Origin of the sequence: Enterobacter cloacae complex sp. OE43NF (assembly GCF_023544405.1) — a bacterium.
Classification (GTDB): domain Bacteria; phylum Pseudomonadota; class Gammaproteobacteria; order Enterobacterales; family Enterobacteriaceae; genus Enterobacter; species Enterobacter cloacae.
In genome coordinates, this window is record NZ_JAMJFW010000055.1 from 1 (window position 1) to 17,592 (window position 17,592).

Sequence of the window (17,592 nt, forward strand, 5' to 3'; positions counted from 1 at the left end):
AATTCTGAAGCTGCAAGGATAAAGTGAAAATTATTTACTGACTGCTCACTTTCCAGGCAAATCACATCCCGGACCTCAATTCTGGCCTGGTTTTTAAACAAAAACGAGCCGCAAGCGGCTCGTTTTTGCGTTTTGTGACTTACTGCACTGCCACAATTCGGTCGTCGTTGGCTTCCAGACGGATAACTTTGCCCGGAACCAGTTCGCCTGACAGTATCTGCTGCGCCAGCGGGTTTTCGATCTGCTGCTGGATAGCACGTTTCAACGGACGCGCCCCGTAAACCGGATCGTAACCATTTTCGCTCAGCAGTTTCAGGGCATCGTCAGAGATGTGAATTTCATATCCACGCTCTTCCAGACGTTTGTACAGACGCTGCAGCTGGATCTGTGCAATCGACGCAATGTGTTTCTCACCCAGAGGATGGAATACAACCACTTCATCGATACGGTTGATGAACTCCGGACGGAAGTTATGGCTAACCACACCCAGAACCAGATCCTTCATATGGCTGTAATCCAGTTCACCGAAACGTTCCTGAATCAAATCGGAACCCAGGTTCGATGTCATGATCACCACCGTATTACGGAAATCCACCGTTCTCCCCTGCCCGTCGGTCAGACGACCATCATCCAGGACCTGCAGCAGAATGTTGAACACATCCGGGTGCGCTTTTTCCACTTCGTCCAGCAGGATGACGGAATAAGGGCGACGGCGTACCGCTTCTGTCAGGTAACCACCTTCTTCATAACCGACATATCCCGGAGGCGCACCCACCAGACGTGAAACGGAGTGTTTCTCCATAAACTCGGACATGTCGATACGCACCATCGCATCGTCGCTGTCGAACATAAAGTTAGCCAGCGCCTTACACAGCTCGGTTTTCCCCACCCCGGTAGGGCCCAGGAACAGGAACGAACCAATCGGACGATTAGGATCAGACAATCCGGCGCGGCTACGACGGATGGCGTTGGAAACCGCTTCAACCGCCTCGTCCTGGCCAATCACGCGCTGATGCAGATCCTGCTCCATGCGCAGCAGTTTATCGCGTTCGCTTTCCATCATGCGTGCTACCGGAATACCGGTCCAGCGCGCCAGCACCTCAGCAATTTCCGCATCCGTTACTTTGTTACGTAACAGACGCATCGTTTTGCCTTCAGACTGCGTCGCAATCTCAAGCTGTTTCTCCAGCTCAGGGATTTTGCCGTACTGCAACTCTGACATTCGCGCCAGGTCACCCACACGACGCGCCTGCTCAATGGCAATTTTTGCCTGTTCAAGTTCAGCCTTAATGGTCTGAGTGCCAGAGAGTGACGCTTTCTCTGCCTTCCACTCTTCTTCTAACTCAGAATACTGGCGCTCTTTATCGTCCAGTTCCTCATTGAGCATATCGAGGCGTTTTTTACTGGCTTCATCAGACTCTTTCTTGAGTGCCTGCTGTTCCAGTTTAAGCTGAATAATACGACGGTCGAGTCTGTCCAACTCTTCCGGTTTCGAGTCTATCTGCATACGAATGCTGGATGCGGCCTCATCGATAAGATCGATCGCTTTATCCGGTAACTGACGGTCGGCGATATAACGATGCGAAAGCGTCGCTGCCGCAACAATCGCCGGGTCAGTGATCTGCACATGGTGGTGCAGCTCATAACGTTCTTTCAGACCACGCAGGATCGCGATGGTATCTTCCACGCTTGGTTCCGCGACAAACACCTTCTGGAAACGACGTTCAAGCGCAGCATCTTTTTCGATGTACTGACGGTACTCGTCCAGCGTCGTGGCACCAACACAGTGAAGTTCACCGCGTGCCAGTGCAGGTTTCAGCATGTTCCCGGCATCCATCGCGCCGTCTGCTTTACCGGCACCGACCATGGTGTGCAACTCATCGATAAACAGAATGACATTGCCTTCCTGTTTTGCCAGATCGTTAAGCACCCCTTTCAGACGCTCTTCGAATTCACCGCGATACTTCGCCCCGGCCACCAGCGCCCCCATATCCAGCGCCAGTACACGGCGGCCTTTCAGCCCTTCCGGTACTTCACCGTTTACAATACGCTGCGCCAGACCTTCAACGATGGCGGTTTTACCAACACCCGGTTCACCAATCAGCACCGGGTTGTTTTTGGTACGGCGCTGCAGAACCTGAATAGTACGGCGAATTTCTTCATCACGGCCGATCACCGGGTCAAGTTTACCCTGCTCAGCACGCTCGGTCAGATCGACCGTAAATTTTTTCAAAGCCTGACGTTGGTCTTCGGCTCCCTGATCGTTCACGCTTTCACCCCCACGCATTTTCTCAATCGCCTGAGTCACATTGGCCGTGGTTGCGCCGGCAGTTTTCAGCAGGTCGGTCAGGGTACCGCGTGATTCAAGCGCCGCCAGAACAAACAGTTCCGACGAAATAAAGTTGTCCCCACGTTTTTGCGCCAGCTTGTCGCAAAGGTTCAGCACCCGCACCAGATCCTGGGACGGCTGAACGTCACCGCCGGTACCTTCTACCTGCGGTAAACGGCTCAGCGCCTGATCGATGGCAGTGCGTAACTGGCCAGCATTAATGCCAGCAGACGTTAATAATGGACGTACCGATCCCCCTTCCTGATTCAGCAAGGCGCTCATTAAATGAAGAGGTTCGATGAATTGGTTGTCGTGCCCCAGTGCAAGGGACTGGGCATCGGCGAGAGCAAGCTGGAATTTATTAGTAAGACGATCCAGACGCATAACTCCTCCCATAACAGGTCAAATTTGCTACTGGAGATTAAATGAGGTCATCCCTCAATTATTCAAGGTTAATGACCTGAATTATGTGAAAAGAAAACGGCACGTGCCGGATCGTCTTGATTCTTTAGGTTATATCAGCCAAATAAAACTTGCCATACGCCCCGTCGTCTTGTCGCGGCGATAAGAGAAGAAATCATCCTTTTCGGTGAACGTACAGCGGTCACCGCCGAAGATCTGCGTCACCTTGACATTATTCAGACGCTGACGTGCAAGCTGATAAATATCGGCCAGATATTTTTCTCCCACGGGTTCGAAAGCGTTAACGGCTTGCGGATCTTTTGCCATAAACGCTTCACGAACCTCTGGGCCCACCTCGAATGCCTGAGGACCAATTGCCGGGCCAAGCCAGGCAATGATATTTGCAGGATCGTCTTTGAAGCAGGCGACGGTCTCTTCCAGCACGCCTTCACACAGACCACGCCAGCCCGCATGAGCAGCCGCAACCTCGGTACCCGCACGGTTACAAAACAGCACCGGCAGACAATCGGCTGTCATCACCGCGCATACTGTTCCCGGCGTATCGCTGTAGGAGGCATCGGCACGTTTAGACGCGTAGGGTGCTCCCGTCAACTTCAGCACGGCTTTACCGTGAACCTGCTCAAGCCACACCGGTTTAGACGGTAAGTTGCCCGCAACAAACAGCCGCGAGCGGTTTTCTTCAACGTGTTCCAGGTTGTCACCGCAGTGTGCGCCAAGGTTCAAAGACGCCCACGCCCCCTGACTTACCCCGCCAACGCGGGTTGAACTGCAGGCAGCCACACCTTCAGGCAGTGGCCACTCCGGAACAATCAGTTTGGTCATAACCAGTCCACTTGATCTTTGTGTTCTTCAAAATCCGCGCGCATGGCGTCAATAAGCTCCACCATATCCTGCGGGATCGGCGCATGCCATTCCATTTGAATCCCTGAAATAGGGTGATAAAGGCGCAGCATGGTGGCGTGCAGCGCCTGACGATCAAACTTGCGCAGTACGCTGATGAACTCGTCCGATGCCCCTTTTGGCGGACGCGGACGACCACCGTATACCTGATCCCCCACCAGCGGATGGGTGATGTGCGCCATATGCACGCGGATCTGGTGGGTACGACCGGTCTCCAGACGCAGACGCAGACGCGTATGAATGCGGAAATGTTCCATAATGCGATAGTGCGTTACCGCCGGTTTACCCATCGGATGCACCGACATATGAGTACGTTTGGTAGGGTGACGGCTGATCGGCTCATCAACCGTACCGCCAGCAGTCATATGGCCAATAGCCACGGCTTCATATTCGCGGGTGATCTCACGCAGCTGCAGTGATTCCACCAGGCGAGTCTGGGCAGGTACGGTCTTTGCTACCACCATCAGACCGGTGGTGTCTTTATCCAGACGATGCACGATACCGGCACGCGGCACATCAGCAATCGGCGGATAATAATGGAGAAGTGCGTTAAGTACCGTACCGTCAGGATTCCCCGCTCCCGGATGAACAACCAGGTCGCGCGGCTTGTTAATTACCAGAATGTCATCATCTTCATAGACGATATCCAGTGGGATATCCTGTGGCTCGAAGCGGATTTCCTCTTCGATTTCAGCATTGATGGCGACAGCTTCCCCACCTAACACTTTCTCTTTCGGTTTGTCCCAGACTTTACCGTTTACCAGCACGCGCTGGTCAAGAATCCATTCTTTTATGCGTGAACGCGAATAATCAGGGAACAATTCGGCCAAAGCTTGATCTAAGCGTTGACCGAGCTGATTTTCGGAGACTGTTGCGGTGAGTTCTACTCGTTGTGCCATAAACTGCTTCTTCGTTTAACGTTGGGTTTTACGGCTTTGCCGTTTAATATAGTGTGCTATTGTAGCTGGTCTTAATCGGGAGCAGGAACAGAGTTTCTCCCGGACAAACATTTGAGGAAAGTCAAAACGTCATGACGCGCATGAAATATCTGGTGGCAGCGGCCACGTTGAGCCTGGCTTTGGTGGGCTGCTCCGGTTCAAATGAACAGGTCCCTGACAATCCGCCGAATGAAATCTATGCGACTGCACAACAAAAGTTGCAGGACGGTAACTGGAAACAGGCGATAACGCAACTGGAAGCGTTGGATAATCGCTATCCATTTGGTCCGTATTCGCAGCAGGTACAGTTAGATCTCATCTACGCATACTATAAAAATGCCGATCTGCCGCTGGCTCAGGCAACCATCGATCGTTTCATGCGTCTGAACCCGACTCATCCTAACATCGACTATGTAATGTACATGCGCGGTCTGACCAACATGGCGCTGGATGACAGTGCCCTGCAGGGCTTCTTCGGTGTGGATCGCTCCGACCGTGACCCGCAGCATGCGCGTGATGCGTTCAACGACTTTTCCAAACTGGTGCGCGGCTATCCGAACAGCCAGTACGTAACCGACGCCACCAAACGTCTGGTGTTCCTGAAAGACCGACTGGCGAAATACGAATACTCGGTTGCTGAATACTACACCCGTCGTGGCGCATGGGTTGCCGTGGTTAACCGTGTAGAAGGAATGCTGCGTGATTATCCGGATACGCAGGCGACCCGCGACGGCCTGAAGCTGATGGAAAATGCTTACCGCCAGATGCAGATGACCGCACAGGCAGACAAGGTAGCAAAAATCATCGCCGCGAACAGCAGCAACACCTGATAGCGACGTCAAAGCAAAACGGCAGCCCGCGGGCTGCCGTTTTTTTATTCATTTCAGACAAAGCTGAAGCGGTTTAGCTTCAACACATCCTATCAACTATGACCGCAATTTTTGCCTTCGACAAGGTAAATCTCACCTCTTCCTGCCCTGCCTCACAAAAAAGATTCCCTGACAAAAACCGACAAAATAACGTGATCTAAATCACACATTTTGACATTAGGACAGGTATGCTGGAATCACCAAGACGGAAAGACAAGAGGTAAAATTTATGACAATGAACATTACCAGCAAACAAATGGAAATTACCCCGGCAATTCGCCAGCACGTCGCAGACCGTCTCGCCAAACTGGATAAATGGCAAACACACTTGATTAATCCACATATCATCCTGTCTAAGGAGCCGCAGGGTTTCATCGCTGACGCAACTATCAATACTCCAAACGGCCATCTGGTCGCCAGCGCAAAACACGAGGATATGTACACCGCTATTAACGATTTGATTAACAAGCTGGAACGGCAGCTCAATAAAGTGCAGCACAAAGGTGAAGCCCGTCGCGCCACGACCTCGGTGAAAGACGCCAGCTTCGCGGAAGAAGTTGAAGAAGAGTAATCCTTTAAATTGAGTTTACCGCCAACGCGCCTTCGGGCGCGTTTTTTATTGACAGGGTGAAAACAGTACGGGTACTTTAACGTTATCAACCACAGGATGATTTCATGAAACTGACGCCGTTTTTCTTCGCATTCTTTTTTACCTTCCCCTGAACGGGAGGCGTTTCGTCGTGTGATAAAGAATGCGAAGACGAACAACAAGGCCTCCCACACCGGGGGGCCTTTTTTATTGATAACGATAAAACGAGACAGACAACACTATGACACCGGAAAACCCGTTACTGGATCTGCGAGTAAAAATCAGCGCGCTGGATGAAAAATTACTGGCACTTCTGGCTGAACGCCGCGCGCTCGCCATCGAAGTGGGTAAAGCCAAACTGGACTCCCACCGTCCGGTACGTGATATCGACCGCGAACGCGACCTGCTGGAACGTCTGATTCAACTCGGCAAAGCCCATCACCTTGACGCACATTACATCACCCGTTTGTTCCAGCTCATCATCGAAGACTCTGTTCTGACCCAGCAAGCGCTGTTGCAGCAGCATCTGAATAAAACCAACCCGCACTCTGCCCGCATCGCGTTTCTTGGCCCTAAGGGCTCCTACTCCCATCTGGCTGCCCGCCAGTACGCTGCACGTCATTTTGAAGAGTTCATTGAGAGCGGCTGCGCAAAGTTCGCCGATATTTTCAATCAGGTGGAAACCGGCCAGGCGGATTACGCCGTCGTGCCGATTGAGAACACCAGTTCCGGTGCCATCAACGACGTGTACGATCTGCTGCAACACACCAGCCTGTCGCTGGTTGGGGAGCTGACAATCCCTATCGATCACTGCGTGCTGGTCTCTGGCTCAACCGATTTGAGCACCATCGAGACGGTCTACAGCCATCCGCAGCCGTTCCAGCAGTGCAGTCAGTTCCTGAACCGTTATCCGAACTGGAAAATTGAGTACACCGAAAGCACCTCCGCGGCGATGGAAAAAGTCGCCCAGGCAAACTCCCCCACCGTCGCGGCGCTGGGCAGCGAGGCGGGCGGTGCGCTGTATGGTCTCCAGGTTCTGGAACGTAACCTGGCAAACCAGACGCAAAACATTACCCGCTTCATCGTGCTGGCACGCAAAGCCATTAATGTCTCTGATCAGGTGCCCGCCAAAACCACCCTGTTGATGGCAACCGGGCAGCAGGCAGGCGCACTGGTTGAAGCGCTGCTGGTACTGCGTAACCACAATCTGATCATGACCCGGCTCGAATCGCGCCCGATTCACGGCAATCCGTGGGAAGAGATGTTCTATCTCGACATTCAGGCCAACCTGGAATCACCGTCCATGCAGAAAGCCCTGCGTGAACTGAGCGAAATCACCCGTTCAATGAAGGTGCTGGGCTGTTATCCGAGCGAAAACGTGGTACCGGTTGACCCAAGCTAACGTTCGATAAACCGGCTTTTCTTCATCCCTGCCACACTGACCGGCAGGGTGAAGATAGCGCCGGAGAGGGGATATTGCGCCACCTCCTGCGCATCCATATTTTCCCGTGTGGTCGTGATAAACAGCGTTTTCATATCGTCACCGCCAAAGCAGACCATCGTTGGGCAACGGACCGGCATTCGGTACTCTTCCAGTTGCTCTCCCTGAGGTGAAAAGCGCGCGATGCGCCAGCCATCAAACAGCGCACTCCAGTAACAGCCTTCCACGTCCATCGCGGCACCGTCAGGTATCCCTTCGCCGTCGTTGAACCGGCGGAATACCTCCCTTTTACCGGGTTCCCCCTGCTCATCCAGTGGGGTACGGTAGATAACGCCGTTTGGCGTATCAGAAGTAAACATCCACCGCTGGTCGGGGCTGAATGCCAGACCATTGTGGCCATGAATGTCGCACTGGATAACTTTTGGCGTCAGATTGTTATCAATGCGCATCAGCAGCGCCCCGTTGTAATCACCCGGTGCCCAGAAGGTCCCGGCGTAGAACTGGCCCCGGTGATCGGTTCCCCCATCATTGAAACGCGCAAGCTGCGGATTCGACGGGTTATCACAGACTTTGCGCTGCAGCAGACCGTGTTTATCGGAAAGCCAGATGCCGCCTCGCATCGCGACGATAAAGCCGCCGCGTTCGCGCAGGGCGAAACACCCCACCTCTTCGTGGAAAGAGAGCACGGTGTGTTCCGCCGTGGGTAAATGATAACGGTGGATCTCACCTTCAAGAATATCCGCCCAGTAGAGCGCATTTTCCTCTGCACTCCACGTCGGGCATTCGGGCAGATGCCCGGTGTAGTTCAACAGCAGCTGCGGTTCGGCCATGACAGTTCCCCAAAATGAAAAAAGCCAGCAATGCTGGCTTTCAGTATATACATCATCGCATTACTGGCGACTGTCATTTGCCTGACGCAACAGCGTGCGGCTCTCGCTCTGGAAACGTTGCGCGTAATCGCCAAACCAGTGTTCGACCTTACGGAAGCTGTCGATAAACGCCTGCTTGTCGCCGTGCTCCAGCAGCGTAATGGCTTCGCCAAAACGCTGGTAGTAACGCTTAATCAGTGCCAGGTTGTTCTCAGACGACATAATAATGTCGGCGTAAAGCTGGGGATCCTGAGCAAACAGACGCCCCACCATCGCCAGCTCCAGACGATAGATAGGCGAAGAGAGTGCCAATAACTGCTCAAGCTGCACATTCTCTTCCGCCAGATGCAGCCCATAGGCAAAGGTCGCAAAGTGGCGCAGCGCCTGGATGAACGCCATGTTCTGATCGTGTTCAACCGCGCTAATGCGGTGCAGCCGCGCGCCCCAAACCTGAATCTGTTCCAGGAACCACTGGTAGGCTTCCGGCTGACGACCATCGCAGTAGACCACCACCTGTTTCGCCAGGCTGCCGCTGTCCGGGCCAAACATAGGATGTAGCCCCAGGACCGGCCCCGTGTGCGCAGCCAGCATTGCCTGCAGCGGACCATTTTTCACGGACGCTAAATCCACCAGGATGCAATCTGCAGGTAGCGGAGGAAGCTTCGCAATGATCTGCTCCGTCACGTGAATCGGCACGCTGACAATGACCATTCCGGCATCTTTCATCAGCTCCGGCGCTTTTGCCCAGTCCTCTTTTTCCAGGATACGCACCTGATAGCCAGACAGGGTCAGCATTTTTTCAAACAGCCGCCCCATCTGGCCCGCCCCGCCCACAATAACGACCGGGCGCAGGGACGGGCAAAGGGTTTTGAAGCCTTTATCGTTTTCGCTGGAGTAGGACTCCCGCATCACACGACGCAAGACATCTTCAATCAAATCCGGCGAGACGCCCAGCGCCTGGGCCTCTTTACGACGGGAAGCCAGCATGGAGGCCTCGCGCTCCGGAACGTAAATCGGCAGGCCATATTTGCTTTTGACCTCACCCACCTCGGCAACCAGCGCCATACGGCGTGCTAACAGATCCAGCAGCGCCTTATCCACTTCATCAATTTGATCGCGTAATGCGGTCAATTCAGCAACCATACCTAACCTCTTAAGCCAGACGCGTCGCCAGCTGGCCGTTTATATCTTTGTGGATCTCACGCAGCAGCGCATCGGTGGTTTCCCAGCTGATGCAGGCATCCGTCACGGACACACCGTACTTCATTGCGCTGCGCGGTTGTTCAGATGATTGATTGCCTTCATGAATATTGCTCTCAATCATCAGACCGATAATAGAACGGTTGCCGTCTTTGATTTGTGCGACCACCGATTCCGCCACCGCAGGCTGACGACGGTAATCTTTGTTCGAATTACCATGACTACAATCTACCATCAGTGCCGGGCGCAGTCCCGCCTGCTCCATCTCTTTTTCACACTGTGCCACATCTGCCGGGCTGTAGTTTGGCGCTTTACCGCCACGCAGGATCACATGACCGTCCGGATTACCCTGCGTCTGCAGGAGACAAACCTGGCCCGCCTGGTTAATACCTACAAAGCGATGCGGCATGGCCGCGGCGCGCATGGCGTTGATCGCCGTGGCAAGGCTACCGTCGGTCCCGTTTTTAAAACCTACCGGCATCGACAGACCAGACGCCATTTCACGGTGGGTTTGTGATTCCGTGGTACGCGCACCAATCGCAGACCAGCTAAACAGATCGCCCAGGTACTGCGGGCTGTTCGGATCCAGCGCTTCGGTTGCCAGTGGCAGCCCCATGCAGACCAGCTCAACCAGCAGGCGACGCGCAATCTTCAGACCGGCTTCCACATCAAACGAGCCATCCATGTGCGGATCGTTAATCAACCCTTTCCAGCCAACGGTGGTACGTGGCTTCTCAAAATAGACGCGCATCACCAGGTAGAGGCTATCGCTGACCTCCTCCGCTAATGCTTTAAATCGACGAGCGTACTCAATGGCGGTTTCAGGATCGTGAATGGAACAAGGACCACATACCACCAGCAGACGCGGATCGCGGCCAGCGATAATGTCAGAAATGGTCTGGCGCGAGTGCTCAATTTGAGCCTCCTGCGCGGCGCTCAGCGGGAACTCCGCTTTCAGTTGATCCGGTGTAATCAAAACCTGTTCGTCAGTGATATGTACGTTGTTCAGCGCGTCTTTTTGCATGATGGCTATCCTGTAAAGCTCGTTTGCGATAGGTGTTTTCCTCGAAGAGGTGAAACAACGATACCACAACAAGTAAAGATTTCAATCCAAAATACGTACACTTTACTTTACAAAAGCCATTTTACTGCAAAAATCAGCCGACAAAATCGTAAACATAAAATTACACCCCCACTTTCTTTTGCCAGGCTATGCTGAAGAAAAAAGGAGAATGGCTATGCGTTCAATCGCTCTGATGCTGTTGTCGCTGTTTTTATCGGGCTGTGAGATCAACCCTTATACCTTCCAGCCCGACTGGACTAGTCCCAGCTGGTTTGATGCGGGTAAAGAAGACGCCATGAATGGTCTGCCGGTTAAAGATAATCAGACGCTGGCCGATAGTTTTAACGACCCGCAGGTTGATCGTAGTGAATATCTTCGTGGCTACGCCGACGGACAGAAAAAAGTGTGTGAGGAAGGTTTTATTCACGCCTGGGGAGTAGCAGGTAAATCTTTCCCGGCCAGTTGTGATACTGTTGAAAACGCAGCAAAACTGCATGAATCATGGCAACAAGGAATGGATGAAAGTATGCGTTCCAGCAGACTTAATTAAGCCGTTTTTTATACGCCGGAATATATACAACTGTAGGATTTAGCTTAGGTCGTACTCAGTACATTTCTGACATAATGACGGCTTTGATAAACAATGGTATTCTGCCGACAACTCGTAAGGACATCTATTTTCCAGAGCGGTATGGCGGATTCTGGTGAGAAATTCATTCTTGATCTCTTTGTTCCGACTCACTCTGGTGCTAATGCTGTTCTTTATGGTGGGCCCAGCACCGGCAGCCACGTTCACAGAAACCGATAAATCGGTACGTTCGATTGTATCGGGTATTGTGAGCTATACCCGATGGCCGTCACTTTCCGGGCAACCTAAACTCTGCATTTATGCCTCGTCTCACTACACGCAAGCACTGAGCAGCGAAGAGGGGCAAAGCGAGTTACCTTATACTCCCGTCATTGTACGTAACGATCAGGAAGCCCTGTCCGCGACGTGTGATGCTATTTATTTCGGGGCTGAATCGCCTGCAAAACAACTTGAATTAATAAGTCAATATCAGGGCAGAGCATTGCTATTAATCTCAGAGCAGAATCCGGAATGTGTTATTGGCAGTGCATTCTGCCTGATAATCGATCATAACCAGGTCAGATTTTCCGTTAATCTGGATGCATTGACGCGCAGTGGCGTACGCGTCAATCCGGATGTATTAATGCTGGCACGGAATAAGCAGCATGGATAAAGAAATCACTTCAACGCCACGTCCAACGTTTAAAAGCACGTTGAGACGAATCAGCATGATAAGCGTCATCATCACCATGACGTTAATTTGGCTCCTGCTCTGTTTTGCTTCTGTGGTGACATTAAAGCAATACGCCCAAAAAAATCTCGAATTAACCGGCGCAACAATGAGCCACAGCCTTGAAGCCTCACTGGTCTTTAATGATGCGCTGGCGGCTAACGAAACGCTCGCCACCCTGGGTAAACAGGGCCAGTTTGCCGTGGCTGAGGTTATTAACGCGCATAAAAAGCGGTTTGCTTACTGGTCCTGGAACCCGGAAGAGAATAACGACACGCTGGGTGCATTGGTTAGCCGCTGGCTGTTCCCCGACCCGGTCGCACAGCCCATCATGCATAACGGTAATGCGATCGGCGAAATTCGCCTGACCGCACGCGATAATCTCATCAGCCATTTCATCTGGCTGTCGTTTGCCGTTCTTACCGGCTGTATTCTTTTTGCCACCGCCGTCGCGCTTACGATTACACAATCTCTGCATCATGGCATGGTCACGGCGCTGCAAAACATCACCGATGTCGTGCATGACGTACGCACCAACCGCAACTTTTCCCGGCGGGTGAAGGATGGTCGCATCGAAGAATTCCACCAGTTTGGCGAAGATTTCAACAGTCTGCTGGATGAAATGGAAGAGTGGCAGCTTAAGCTGCAGGCGAAAAACGCTCAGCTACTGCGTACCGCCATGCACGATCCTCTCACCGGCCTCGCCAATCGGGCGGCGTTTCGTAGCAGCATCGCGGCATTAATGCACGACGCCTCGGCGAAAACCAACACTGCCCTGCTCTTCCTCGACGGTGATAATTTCAAGTTTATTAACGATACCTGGGGACATGCTGCGGGCGATTGCGTCCTGATTGAAGTCGCCCGCCGGATGGTTGAGTTTGGCGATAAGCGTCATCAGTCATACCGCCTTGGCGGTGACGAGTTTGCGATGGTGCTGTACGGCGTGCAGTCTGCCGCAGAGGTTCAACAGATTTGTGCTGCGCTGTCGCAGCAGTTTATGCGCCCGTTCGATCTGCATAACGGGCAGACAGCAACGATGTCACTTAGCATTGGCTTTGCTCTGGCGTGGGAAAGTGCCTCTGTGGAAGCATTACTGGAGCAAGCCGACCGCAACATGTACCAGGATAAAAACCAGCGTACAAAAGCAATAACTTAGAAAGGATACGATATGTTAAAGCGATACTTCGCGCCGTTATTTCTCGCTTCGATGGTACTGACGGGTTGTCAGTCACCGCCTGAAGGTAAATTCACCCCTGAGCAAATTGCGGCGATGAAGTCATACGGTTTTAACGAACTGAATGGCGACTGGTCTTTGGGCCTGTCAGATACGATCCTGTTTGATAAAAATGACGCCAGACTGCGCCCGGAAAGTGAAGCGCAGATCCGCACCATGGCATCCCGCCTGGCGGCTACCGGCCTGAAACACGCGCGTATGGATGGCCACACCGATAATTACGGTGAAGAGAGCTACAATGAAGCGCTGTCGTTAAAACGTGCCAATGCAGTGGCTGACGTCTGGGCCAAAGGCGCCAATATCCCGCGCAGCAACCTCACCACGCAGGGATTAGGTAAAAAATATCCGGTTTCCAGCAACAGTACGGCGCAAGGGCGTGCTGAAAACCGTCGGGTCGCGGTGGTCATCAGCACGCCATAGCCTTATTTAACGGATGATTGTGCGAGCGACACGCCAGTTGCCGCTCGCCAGCGTAGCCAGTCAATCAGCATAAACAGCGCCAGGCTCACGCCCATCACCGGCAATGCCAGCCCCAGCAATACGCTGACCACCACCGTGACGGCTTTTCCCCATCCCGGGAGCGCCAGCCAGCACTGACAAAGCGTCTGAAGCGGATCCGCCGTCGATTGCGCCGGACGACGCATCCACCACATCCGATATCCCCAGACAATCAGCACACACAGCGCCAGGCCAAATGCGACGAGCAGTAACTGGTTAACCAGCCCGAATAAGATCCCCATATGGAAATCCACACCCCAGCGGGTCAGCTTTGCCATTAACGGGAAATCCTCAAAGCGGGTTCTGTCCAGAATTTGCATGGAATTTGGATCCACCGCAACGGCATCCACCTGGGTCGGCCAGCGGCGGTCAATTTCCGTCACGGTCCACGCCTGGTCAGCGCTTTTCGCCGGGCGGATTTCGAGTTTATTCGCATCAATCCCGGCCTGGCGGGCAGCGTGCAATACGCCATCGAACTGGGTCAGATCCATCGTCATGTCGGGCATCATCATGCCAGCATGATGCCCATGGTGTTCAGCGTGCTCATCCATCGTGACGGGCGCACCCGAAAGCGTGGTGCTCACCTGCGGCGTGAGCCAGTTCATCTGCGCGCGCAGTTTATCCACGTTGCCGCCCGCCCACTGGGACCACGTCAGACCGGTCGCAGAAAACAGCAACATTCCCCCCAGCAGCACCCAGCCCAGCGAGACATGCAGGCGACGCCGGTTCTGAAAACGATTGTTGAGCCGACGTTTTGGCCGGGTATAAAACCACAGCGCAATCCCGCCCAGCGCGGCGACCCACATCCACGAGGCGGCCAGCTCGCTGTAGAGCCGACCAACGTTACCCAGCATCAGGGACGTATGCAGATAATCAATGGTCTGGCGTAGCGGTAAAATCCCGCTGGTGCCATACACGGTCATATCGCCACGCACCGCAAGAGTGACGGGATCGATAAAAATAGCGCGGGTCTCCGATGGGCCAAGCGACGGGTCGGCAAACATCACCCGGGTGGTTTCACCCGCAGCCAGGCCAGGACGAACGGCGTATAAACGCAGCTCGGTGCCGATGGTTTTTTCCGCCACGGCGATCTGTTCCGCCAGCGGTTGGAGTTCCCCCACGGAATCCGTATGGAGCGCGTGCCGGTACAGGATATTTTCCAGCTGCGGTGTCGCCACGTACAGCGTACCGGTCAGCGCGGCGAAGAAGATAAACGGGCCGACAAACAGCCCGACATAGAAATGGAGTCGACGCAGCAGGTTTCCCCATGCCGCGCGCGGAGTGCAGGTAGTCATACTTTTCCTTTTTAAGGCAAAAAGTTATCGATATTTTTTAAAGGGAAAAAGCAGACTGCCGCGGCGGCGCGCGGGTATCAGGATAAAGCCAGGGGAAAAAGTGCCAGTGGCTGACCGCCTGACGCGGCATCCTGACACGCAGCCTTTGCAGCACGATACTGAGCAGCACAATCAGCGCGAGTATCATGCCCGGCACGTGGGCTAATAGCACGCAGTAGCCACAGGCTTCCGCATGGTCAACCGGCATGCTGTGCTGCATATCGCCGTGGTACTCATCCATCGACATCATGCTCATGTCATGATGCATCCCCGGCATGGCACTCATGGGATCTTTTTGCAGCGAGACGGAGATCAGCGGTGCGATCACGATCAGCAGGATCGCAAACAGCGCGGTCAATGCCGCTGCGCGTTTCCAGTTATGCTGATGCAGTACGTTAATCACTTACCCTCCACGGAAGAGGCCAGCATTGTAAATGATTTATGACGAAAGGGTTAACACGAGAGATGCGATGGGATAAAAAAAGGGCCAGCCTTTCGGCCAGCCCTTTCTAACAGGATGTCGCTTAAGCGAATCTTAGTTCAGACGCTCTTTAATACGAGCAGACTTACCAGTACGCTCACGCAGGTAGTACAGTTTAGCTTTACGTACAGCACCACGACGTTTAACAGCAATGCTGTCAACTACCGGAGAGTGAGTCTGGAAGACACGCTCAACGCCTTCGCCGTTGGAAATTTTACGAACAGTGAATGCAGAGTGCAGACCGCGGTTACGAATAGCGATAACCACGCCCTCGAATGCCTGCAGACGTTTTTTGGAACCTTCAACAACCCATACTTTCACTTCCACGGTGTCACCTGGACGGAAGGAAGGTACGTCCTGCTTCATCTGCTCTTGTTCAAGTTGCTTAATAATGTTGCTCATAATTTAATCTCTTATCCTGGGTAAACTGATATTCGGGAGCGTATTACGCATTCCCATCATGTTCATGCTGCTGTTGCGCTTGTTCAGTTTTGAACTCGGCCAGCAACTTTGCTTGCTCTTCAGTCAGAGCCAGGTTTTCCAGAAGTTCAGGTCTTCTAAGCCAGGTTCGGCCCAGCGACTGCTTCAAACGCCAGCGACGTATCTCAGCATGGTTTCCTGACAGTAACACTGCCGGGACTTCCATCCCTTCTAACACTTCAGGACGGGTATAGTGTGGACAGTCCAGCAACCCATCGGCAAAGGAATCTTCCGTTGCCGAAGCTTCATGGCCCAGTACTCCCGGAATGAACCGGGCGACGGAGTCAATCAGCGTCATTGCGGGTAACTCACCACCGCTGAGAACGTAATCGCCGATAGACCATTCTTCGTCAATCTCGGTTTGAATTACGCGCTCATCTATCCCTTCGTAGCGACCACAGACCAGAATCAGTTTTTGATTCGTCGCCAGTTCGCTGACGCCCGCTTGATCAAGCTTGCGTCCCTGAGGTGACAGATAAATCACCTTTGCGCCTTCACCTGCCGCGGCTTTTGCTGTGTGAATGGCGTCCCGTAAGGGTTGCACCATCATTAACATCCCCGGTCCGCCGCCGTAAGGACGATCGTCCACGGTACGGTGCCGGTCATGCGTGAAGTCACGAGGACTCCAGCTCTGGATGCTCAGCAGGCCATTCTTTACTGCCCGGCCAGTTACCCCGTAATCGGTAATCGCGCGGAACATTTCAGGAAACAGGCTAATTATGCCAATCCACATAGCGCCGTCTTTTACCGTTTATCCGGAGAATTTAAAAACCAGGATCCCAATCTACTTCAATCGTTTGAGTAGCGAGATCGACTTTCTTGATAACCTGTCCATCGAGGAACGGAACCAACCGCTCCTTGATGCCAAATGCATCTTTCAGGTTTGCCTTAATGACGAGAACGTCATTAGACCCGGTTTCCATCATGTCGATGACTTTCCCCAGGCTGTAGCCTTCAGTAGTGACTACCTGGCAACCCATAAGGTCTTTCCAGTAATAGTCGCCTTCTTCAAGCTCCGGCAACTGCGACGAATCCACGACAATTTCACAATTAGTCAGTGCATTCGCGGCATCACGATCGTCAACGCCTTTCAGCTTGATGATGATGTCCTGATTGTGGTGACGCCAGCTTTCCAGCTCGACCTCTTCCCACTTACCGCCTTTCTGAATAAACCAGGGCTGGTAATTAAAAATGCTATCAGCGTCTTCAGTGGAGGAAAACACTCTGAGCCAACCACGGATACCGTAGCAAGAACCCATTTTGCCCAATACAATCGGTTCAACAGGTGCTTTATTGCTCATCATGACCACCGTGACAGATTAAGCTGCTTTGTTTGCTGCTTTGATCAGCGTAGCAACGCGATCGGAAACAGTCGCGCCCTGGCCAACCCAGTGAGCGATACGATCCAGATCCAGACGAGTTTCTTCTTCTGCGCCAGCGGCCAGTGGGTTGAAGAAACCAACGCGCTCGATGAAGCGACCGTTGCGTGCATTACGGCTGTCAGTCACAACAACCTGGTAGAACGGACGCTTTTTAGCGCCGTGACGTGCTAAACGAATAGTTACCATAACATCCTCTTGTGTGAATAAAACAACCGGGCCCCATCGAGGAACGGAGCACGGGTGTCATATTAAAAGCCCGAAAAT

At 53.0% G+C, this 17,592-nt stretch carries 20 protein-coding genes and 1 other annotated feature; of the genes, 8 read left to right on the forward strand and 12 right to left on the reverse strand.

Annotated features, from left to right (window positions below; all coding sequences use genetic code 11):
• Nucleotides 1–139: 139 nt before the first annotated feature.
• The 3 genes from clpB to rluD all read right to left on the reverse strand — a co-directional run bounded on the left by clpB (nt 140) and on the right by rluD (nt 4,551).
• Nucleotides 140–2,713: an ATP-dependent chaperone ClpB gene (clpB, locus tag M8370_RS19695; protein WP_013098336.1), complete on the reverse strand. Its 2,574-nt coding sequence runs from the start codon at nt 2,711–2,713 to the stop codon at nt 140–142.
• A gap of 129 nt (nt 2,714–2,842) precedes the next feature.
• Nucleotides 2,843–3,574, reverse strand: a complete 732-nt coding sequence (gene yfiH, locus M8370_RS19700) for a purine nucleoside phosphorylase YfiH (protein ID WP_048970705.1) — start codon at nt 3,572–3,574, stop codon at nt 2,843–2,845.
• Nucleotides 3,571–4,551, reverse strand: coding sequence for a 23S rRNA pseudouridine(1911/1915/1917) synthase RluD (gene rluD, locus M8370_RS19705; RefSeq protein ID WP_029882082.1), 981 nt, complete (start codon nt 4,549–4,551; stop codon nt 3,571–3,573). The genes yfiH and rluD overlap by 4 nt, the downstream gene beginning before the upstream one ends.
• 131 nt (nt 4,552–4,682) lie before the next feature.
• On the opposite strand from rluD, the gene bamD reads away from it, so the two are divergent.
• From bamD to pheA, 4 genes are all read left to right on the forward strand, one after another.
• Nucleotides 4,683–5,420, forward strand: a complete 738-nt coding sequence (bamD, locus tag M8370_RS19710) for an outer membrane protein assembly factor BamD (RefSeq protein ID WP_013098339.1) — start codon at nt 4,683–4,685, stop codon at nt 5,418–5,420.
• 268 nt (nt 5,421–5,688) lie between these two features.
• Nucleotides 5,689–6,030, forward strand: coding sequence for a ribosome-associated translation inhibitor RaiA (gene raiA / locus M8370_RS19715; protein ID WP_008502470.1), 342 nt, complete (start codon nt 5,689–5,691; stop codon nt 6,028–6,030).
• Nucleotides 6,031–6,133: 103 nt separating this feature from the next.
• Nucleotides 6,134–6,259: a sequence feature (Phe leader region), on the forward strand.
• Nucleotides 6,135–6,182, forward strand: coding sequence for a pheA operon leader peptide PheL (gene pheL, locus M8370_RS19720; protein WP_100249759.1), 48 nt, complete (start codon nt 6,135–6,137; stop codon nt 6,180–6,182). It overlaps the preceding feature by 48 nt.
• Nucleotides 6,260–6,289: 30 nt before the next feature.
• On the forward strand, nt 6,290–7,450 hold the full coding sequence (pheA, locus tag M8370_RS19725; RefSeq protein WP_013098340.1) for a bifunctional chorismate mutase/prephenate dehydratase: 1,161 nt from the start codon (nt 6,290–6,292) through the stop codon (nt 7,448–7,450).
• On the opposite strand, the gene M8370_RS19730 is transcribed toward pheA, so the two are convergent.
• The 3 genes from M8370_RS19730 to aroF are packed head-to-tail and all read right to left on the reverse strand — an operon-like array spanning nt 7,447 to nt 10,582.
• Nucleotides 7,447–8,319, reverse strand: coding sequence for an SMP-30/gluconolactonase/LRE family protein (locus M8370_RS19730; RefSeq protein ID WP_250021627.1), 873 nt, complete (start codon nt 8,317–8,319; stop codon nt 7,447–7,449). The two genes, pheA and M8370_RS19730, sit on opposite strands and share 4 nt — an antisense overlap.
• 60 nt (nt 8,320–8,379) lie before the next feature.
• Nucleotides 8,380–9,501: a bifunctional chorismate mutase/prephenate dehydrogenase gene (gene tyrA, locus M8370_RS19735; RefSeq protein WP_013098342.1), complete on the reverse strand. Its 1,122-nt coding sequence runs from the start codon at nt 9,499–9,501 to the stop codon at nt 8,380–8,382.
• 10 nt (nt 9,502–9,511) lie between these two features.
• The gene (gene aroF / locus M8370_RS19740; protein WP_250021628.1) at nt 9,512–10,582 is read right to left on the reverse strand and encodes a 3-deoxy-7-phosphoheptulonate synthase AroF; all 1,071 of its coding nucleotides are present in this window, start codon (nt 10,580–10,582) and stop codon (nt 9,512–9,514) included.
• Nucleotides 10,583–10,796: 214 nt separating this feature from the next.
• Here aroF and M8370_RS19745 point away from each other — a divergent pair, with 214 nt between their 5' ends.
• The 4 genes from M8370_RS19745 to M8370_RS19760 all read left to right on the forward strand — a co-directional run bounded on the left by M8370_RS19745 (nt 10,797) and on the right by M8370_RS19760 (nt 13,573).
• Nucleotides 10,797–11,171, forward strand: coding sequence for a DUF2799 domain-containing protein (locus tag M8370_RS19745; RefSeq protein ID WP_020690780.1), 375 nt, complete (start codon nt 10,797–10,799; stop codon nt 11,169–11,171).
• A 202-nt stretch (nt 11,172–11,373) separates the two neighbouring features.
• Nucleotides 11,374–11,862 (forward strand): regulatory sequestration protein YfiR, encoded by a 489-nt coding sequence (gene yfiR, locus M8370_RS19750; RefSeq protein WP_072264540.1) that lies wholly within the window; start codon nt 11,374–11,376, stop codon nt 11,860–11,862.
• Nucleotides 11,855–13,075: a diguanylate cyclase DgcN/YfiN gene (gene dgcN / locus M8370_RS19755; RefSeq protein WP_038980884.1), complete on the forward strand. Its 1,221-nt coding sequence runs from the start codon at nt 11,855–11,857 to the stop codon at nt 13,073–13,075. Before yfiR ends, dgcN begins: the two co-directional genes overlap by 8 nt.
• 12 nt (nt 13,076–13,087) lie before the next feature.
• On the forward strand, nt 13,088–13,573 hold the full coding sequence (locus M8370_RS19760) for an OmpA family protein (protein ID WP_062856918.1): 486 nt from the start codon (nt 13,088–13,090) through the stop codon (nt 13,571–13,573).
• 2 nt (nt 13,574–13,575) lie between these two features.
• On the opposite strand, the gene M8370_RS19765 is transcribed toward M8370_RS19760, so the two are convergent.
• The 6 genes from M8370_RS19765 to rpsP all read right to left on the reverse strand — a co-directional run bounded on the left by M8370_RS19765 (nt 13,576) and on the right by rpsP (nt 17,514).
• On the reverse strand, nt 13,576–14,946 hold the full coding sequence (locus M8370_RS19765) for a PepSY-associated TM helix domain-containing protein (RefSeq protein WP_250021629.1): 1,371 nt from the start codon (nt 14,944–14,946) through the stop codon (nt 13,576–13,578).
• A 37-nt stretch (nt 14,947–14,983) separates the two neighbouring features.
• Nucleotides 14,984–15,388 (reverse strand): DUF2946 domain-containing protein, encoded by a 405-nt coding sequence (locus M8370_RS19770; RefSeq protein WP_095439798.1) that lies wholly within the window; start codon nt 15,386–15,388, stop codon nt 14,984–14,986.
• A 132-nt stretch (nt 15,389–15,520) separates the two neighbouring features.
• Nucleotides 15,521–15,868 carry a 50S ribosomal protein L19 gene (gene rplS / locus M8370_RS19775; protein WP_002914145.1) on the reverse strand — a complete coding sequence of 116 codons (348 nt, stop codon included), beginning with the start codon at nt 15,866–15,868 and terminating at the stop codon, nt 15,521–15,523.
• A 43-nt stretch (nt 15,869–15,911) separates the two neighbouring features.
• A complete protein-coding gene (gene trmD / locus M8370_RS19780; RefSeq protein WP_250021630.1) occupies nt 15,912–16,679 on the reverse strand; it encodes a tRNA (guanosine(37)-N1)-methyltransferase TrmD in 768 nt (255 codons plus the stop codon).
• Between the two features lie 31 nt (nt 16,680–16,710).
• Entirely contained in the window at nt 16,711–17,250 is a 540-nt protein-coding gene (rimM, locus tag M8370_RS19785) for a ribosome maturation factor RimM (protein ID WP_013098350.1), read from the reverse strand.
• A 15-nt stretch (nt 17,251–17,265) separates the two neighbouring features.
• A complete protein-coding gene (gene rpsP, locus M8370_RS19790) occupies nt 17,266–17,514 on the reverse strand; it encodes a 30S ribosomal protein S16 (RefSeq protein WP_003863133.1) in 249 nt (82 codons plus the stop codon).
• Nucleotides 17,515–17,592: the final 78 nt, after the last annotated feature.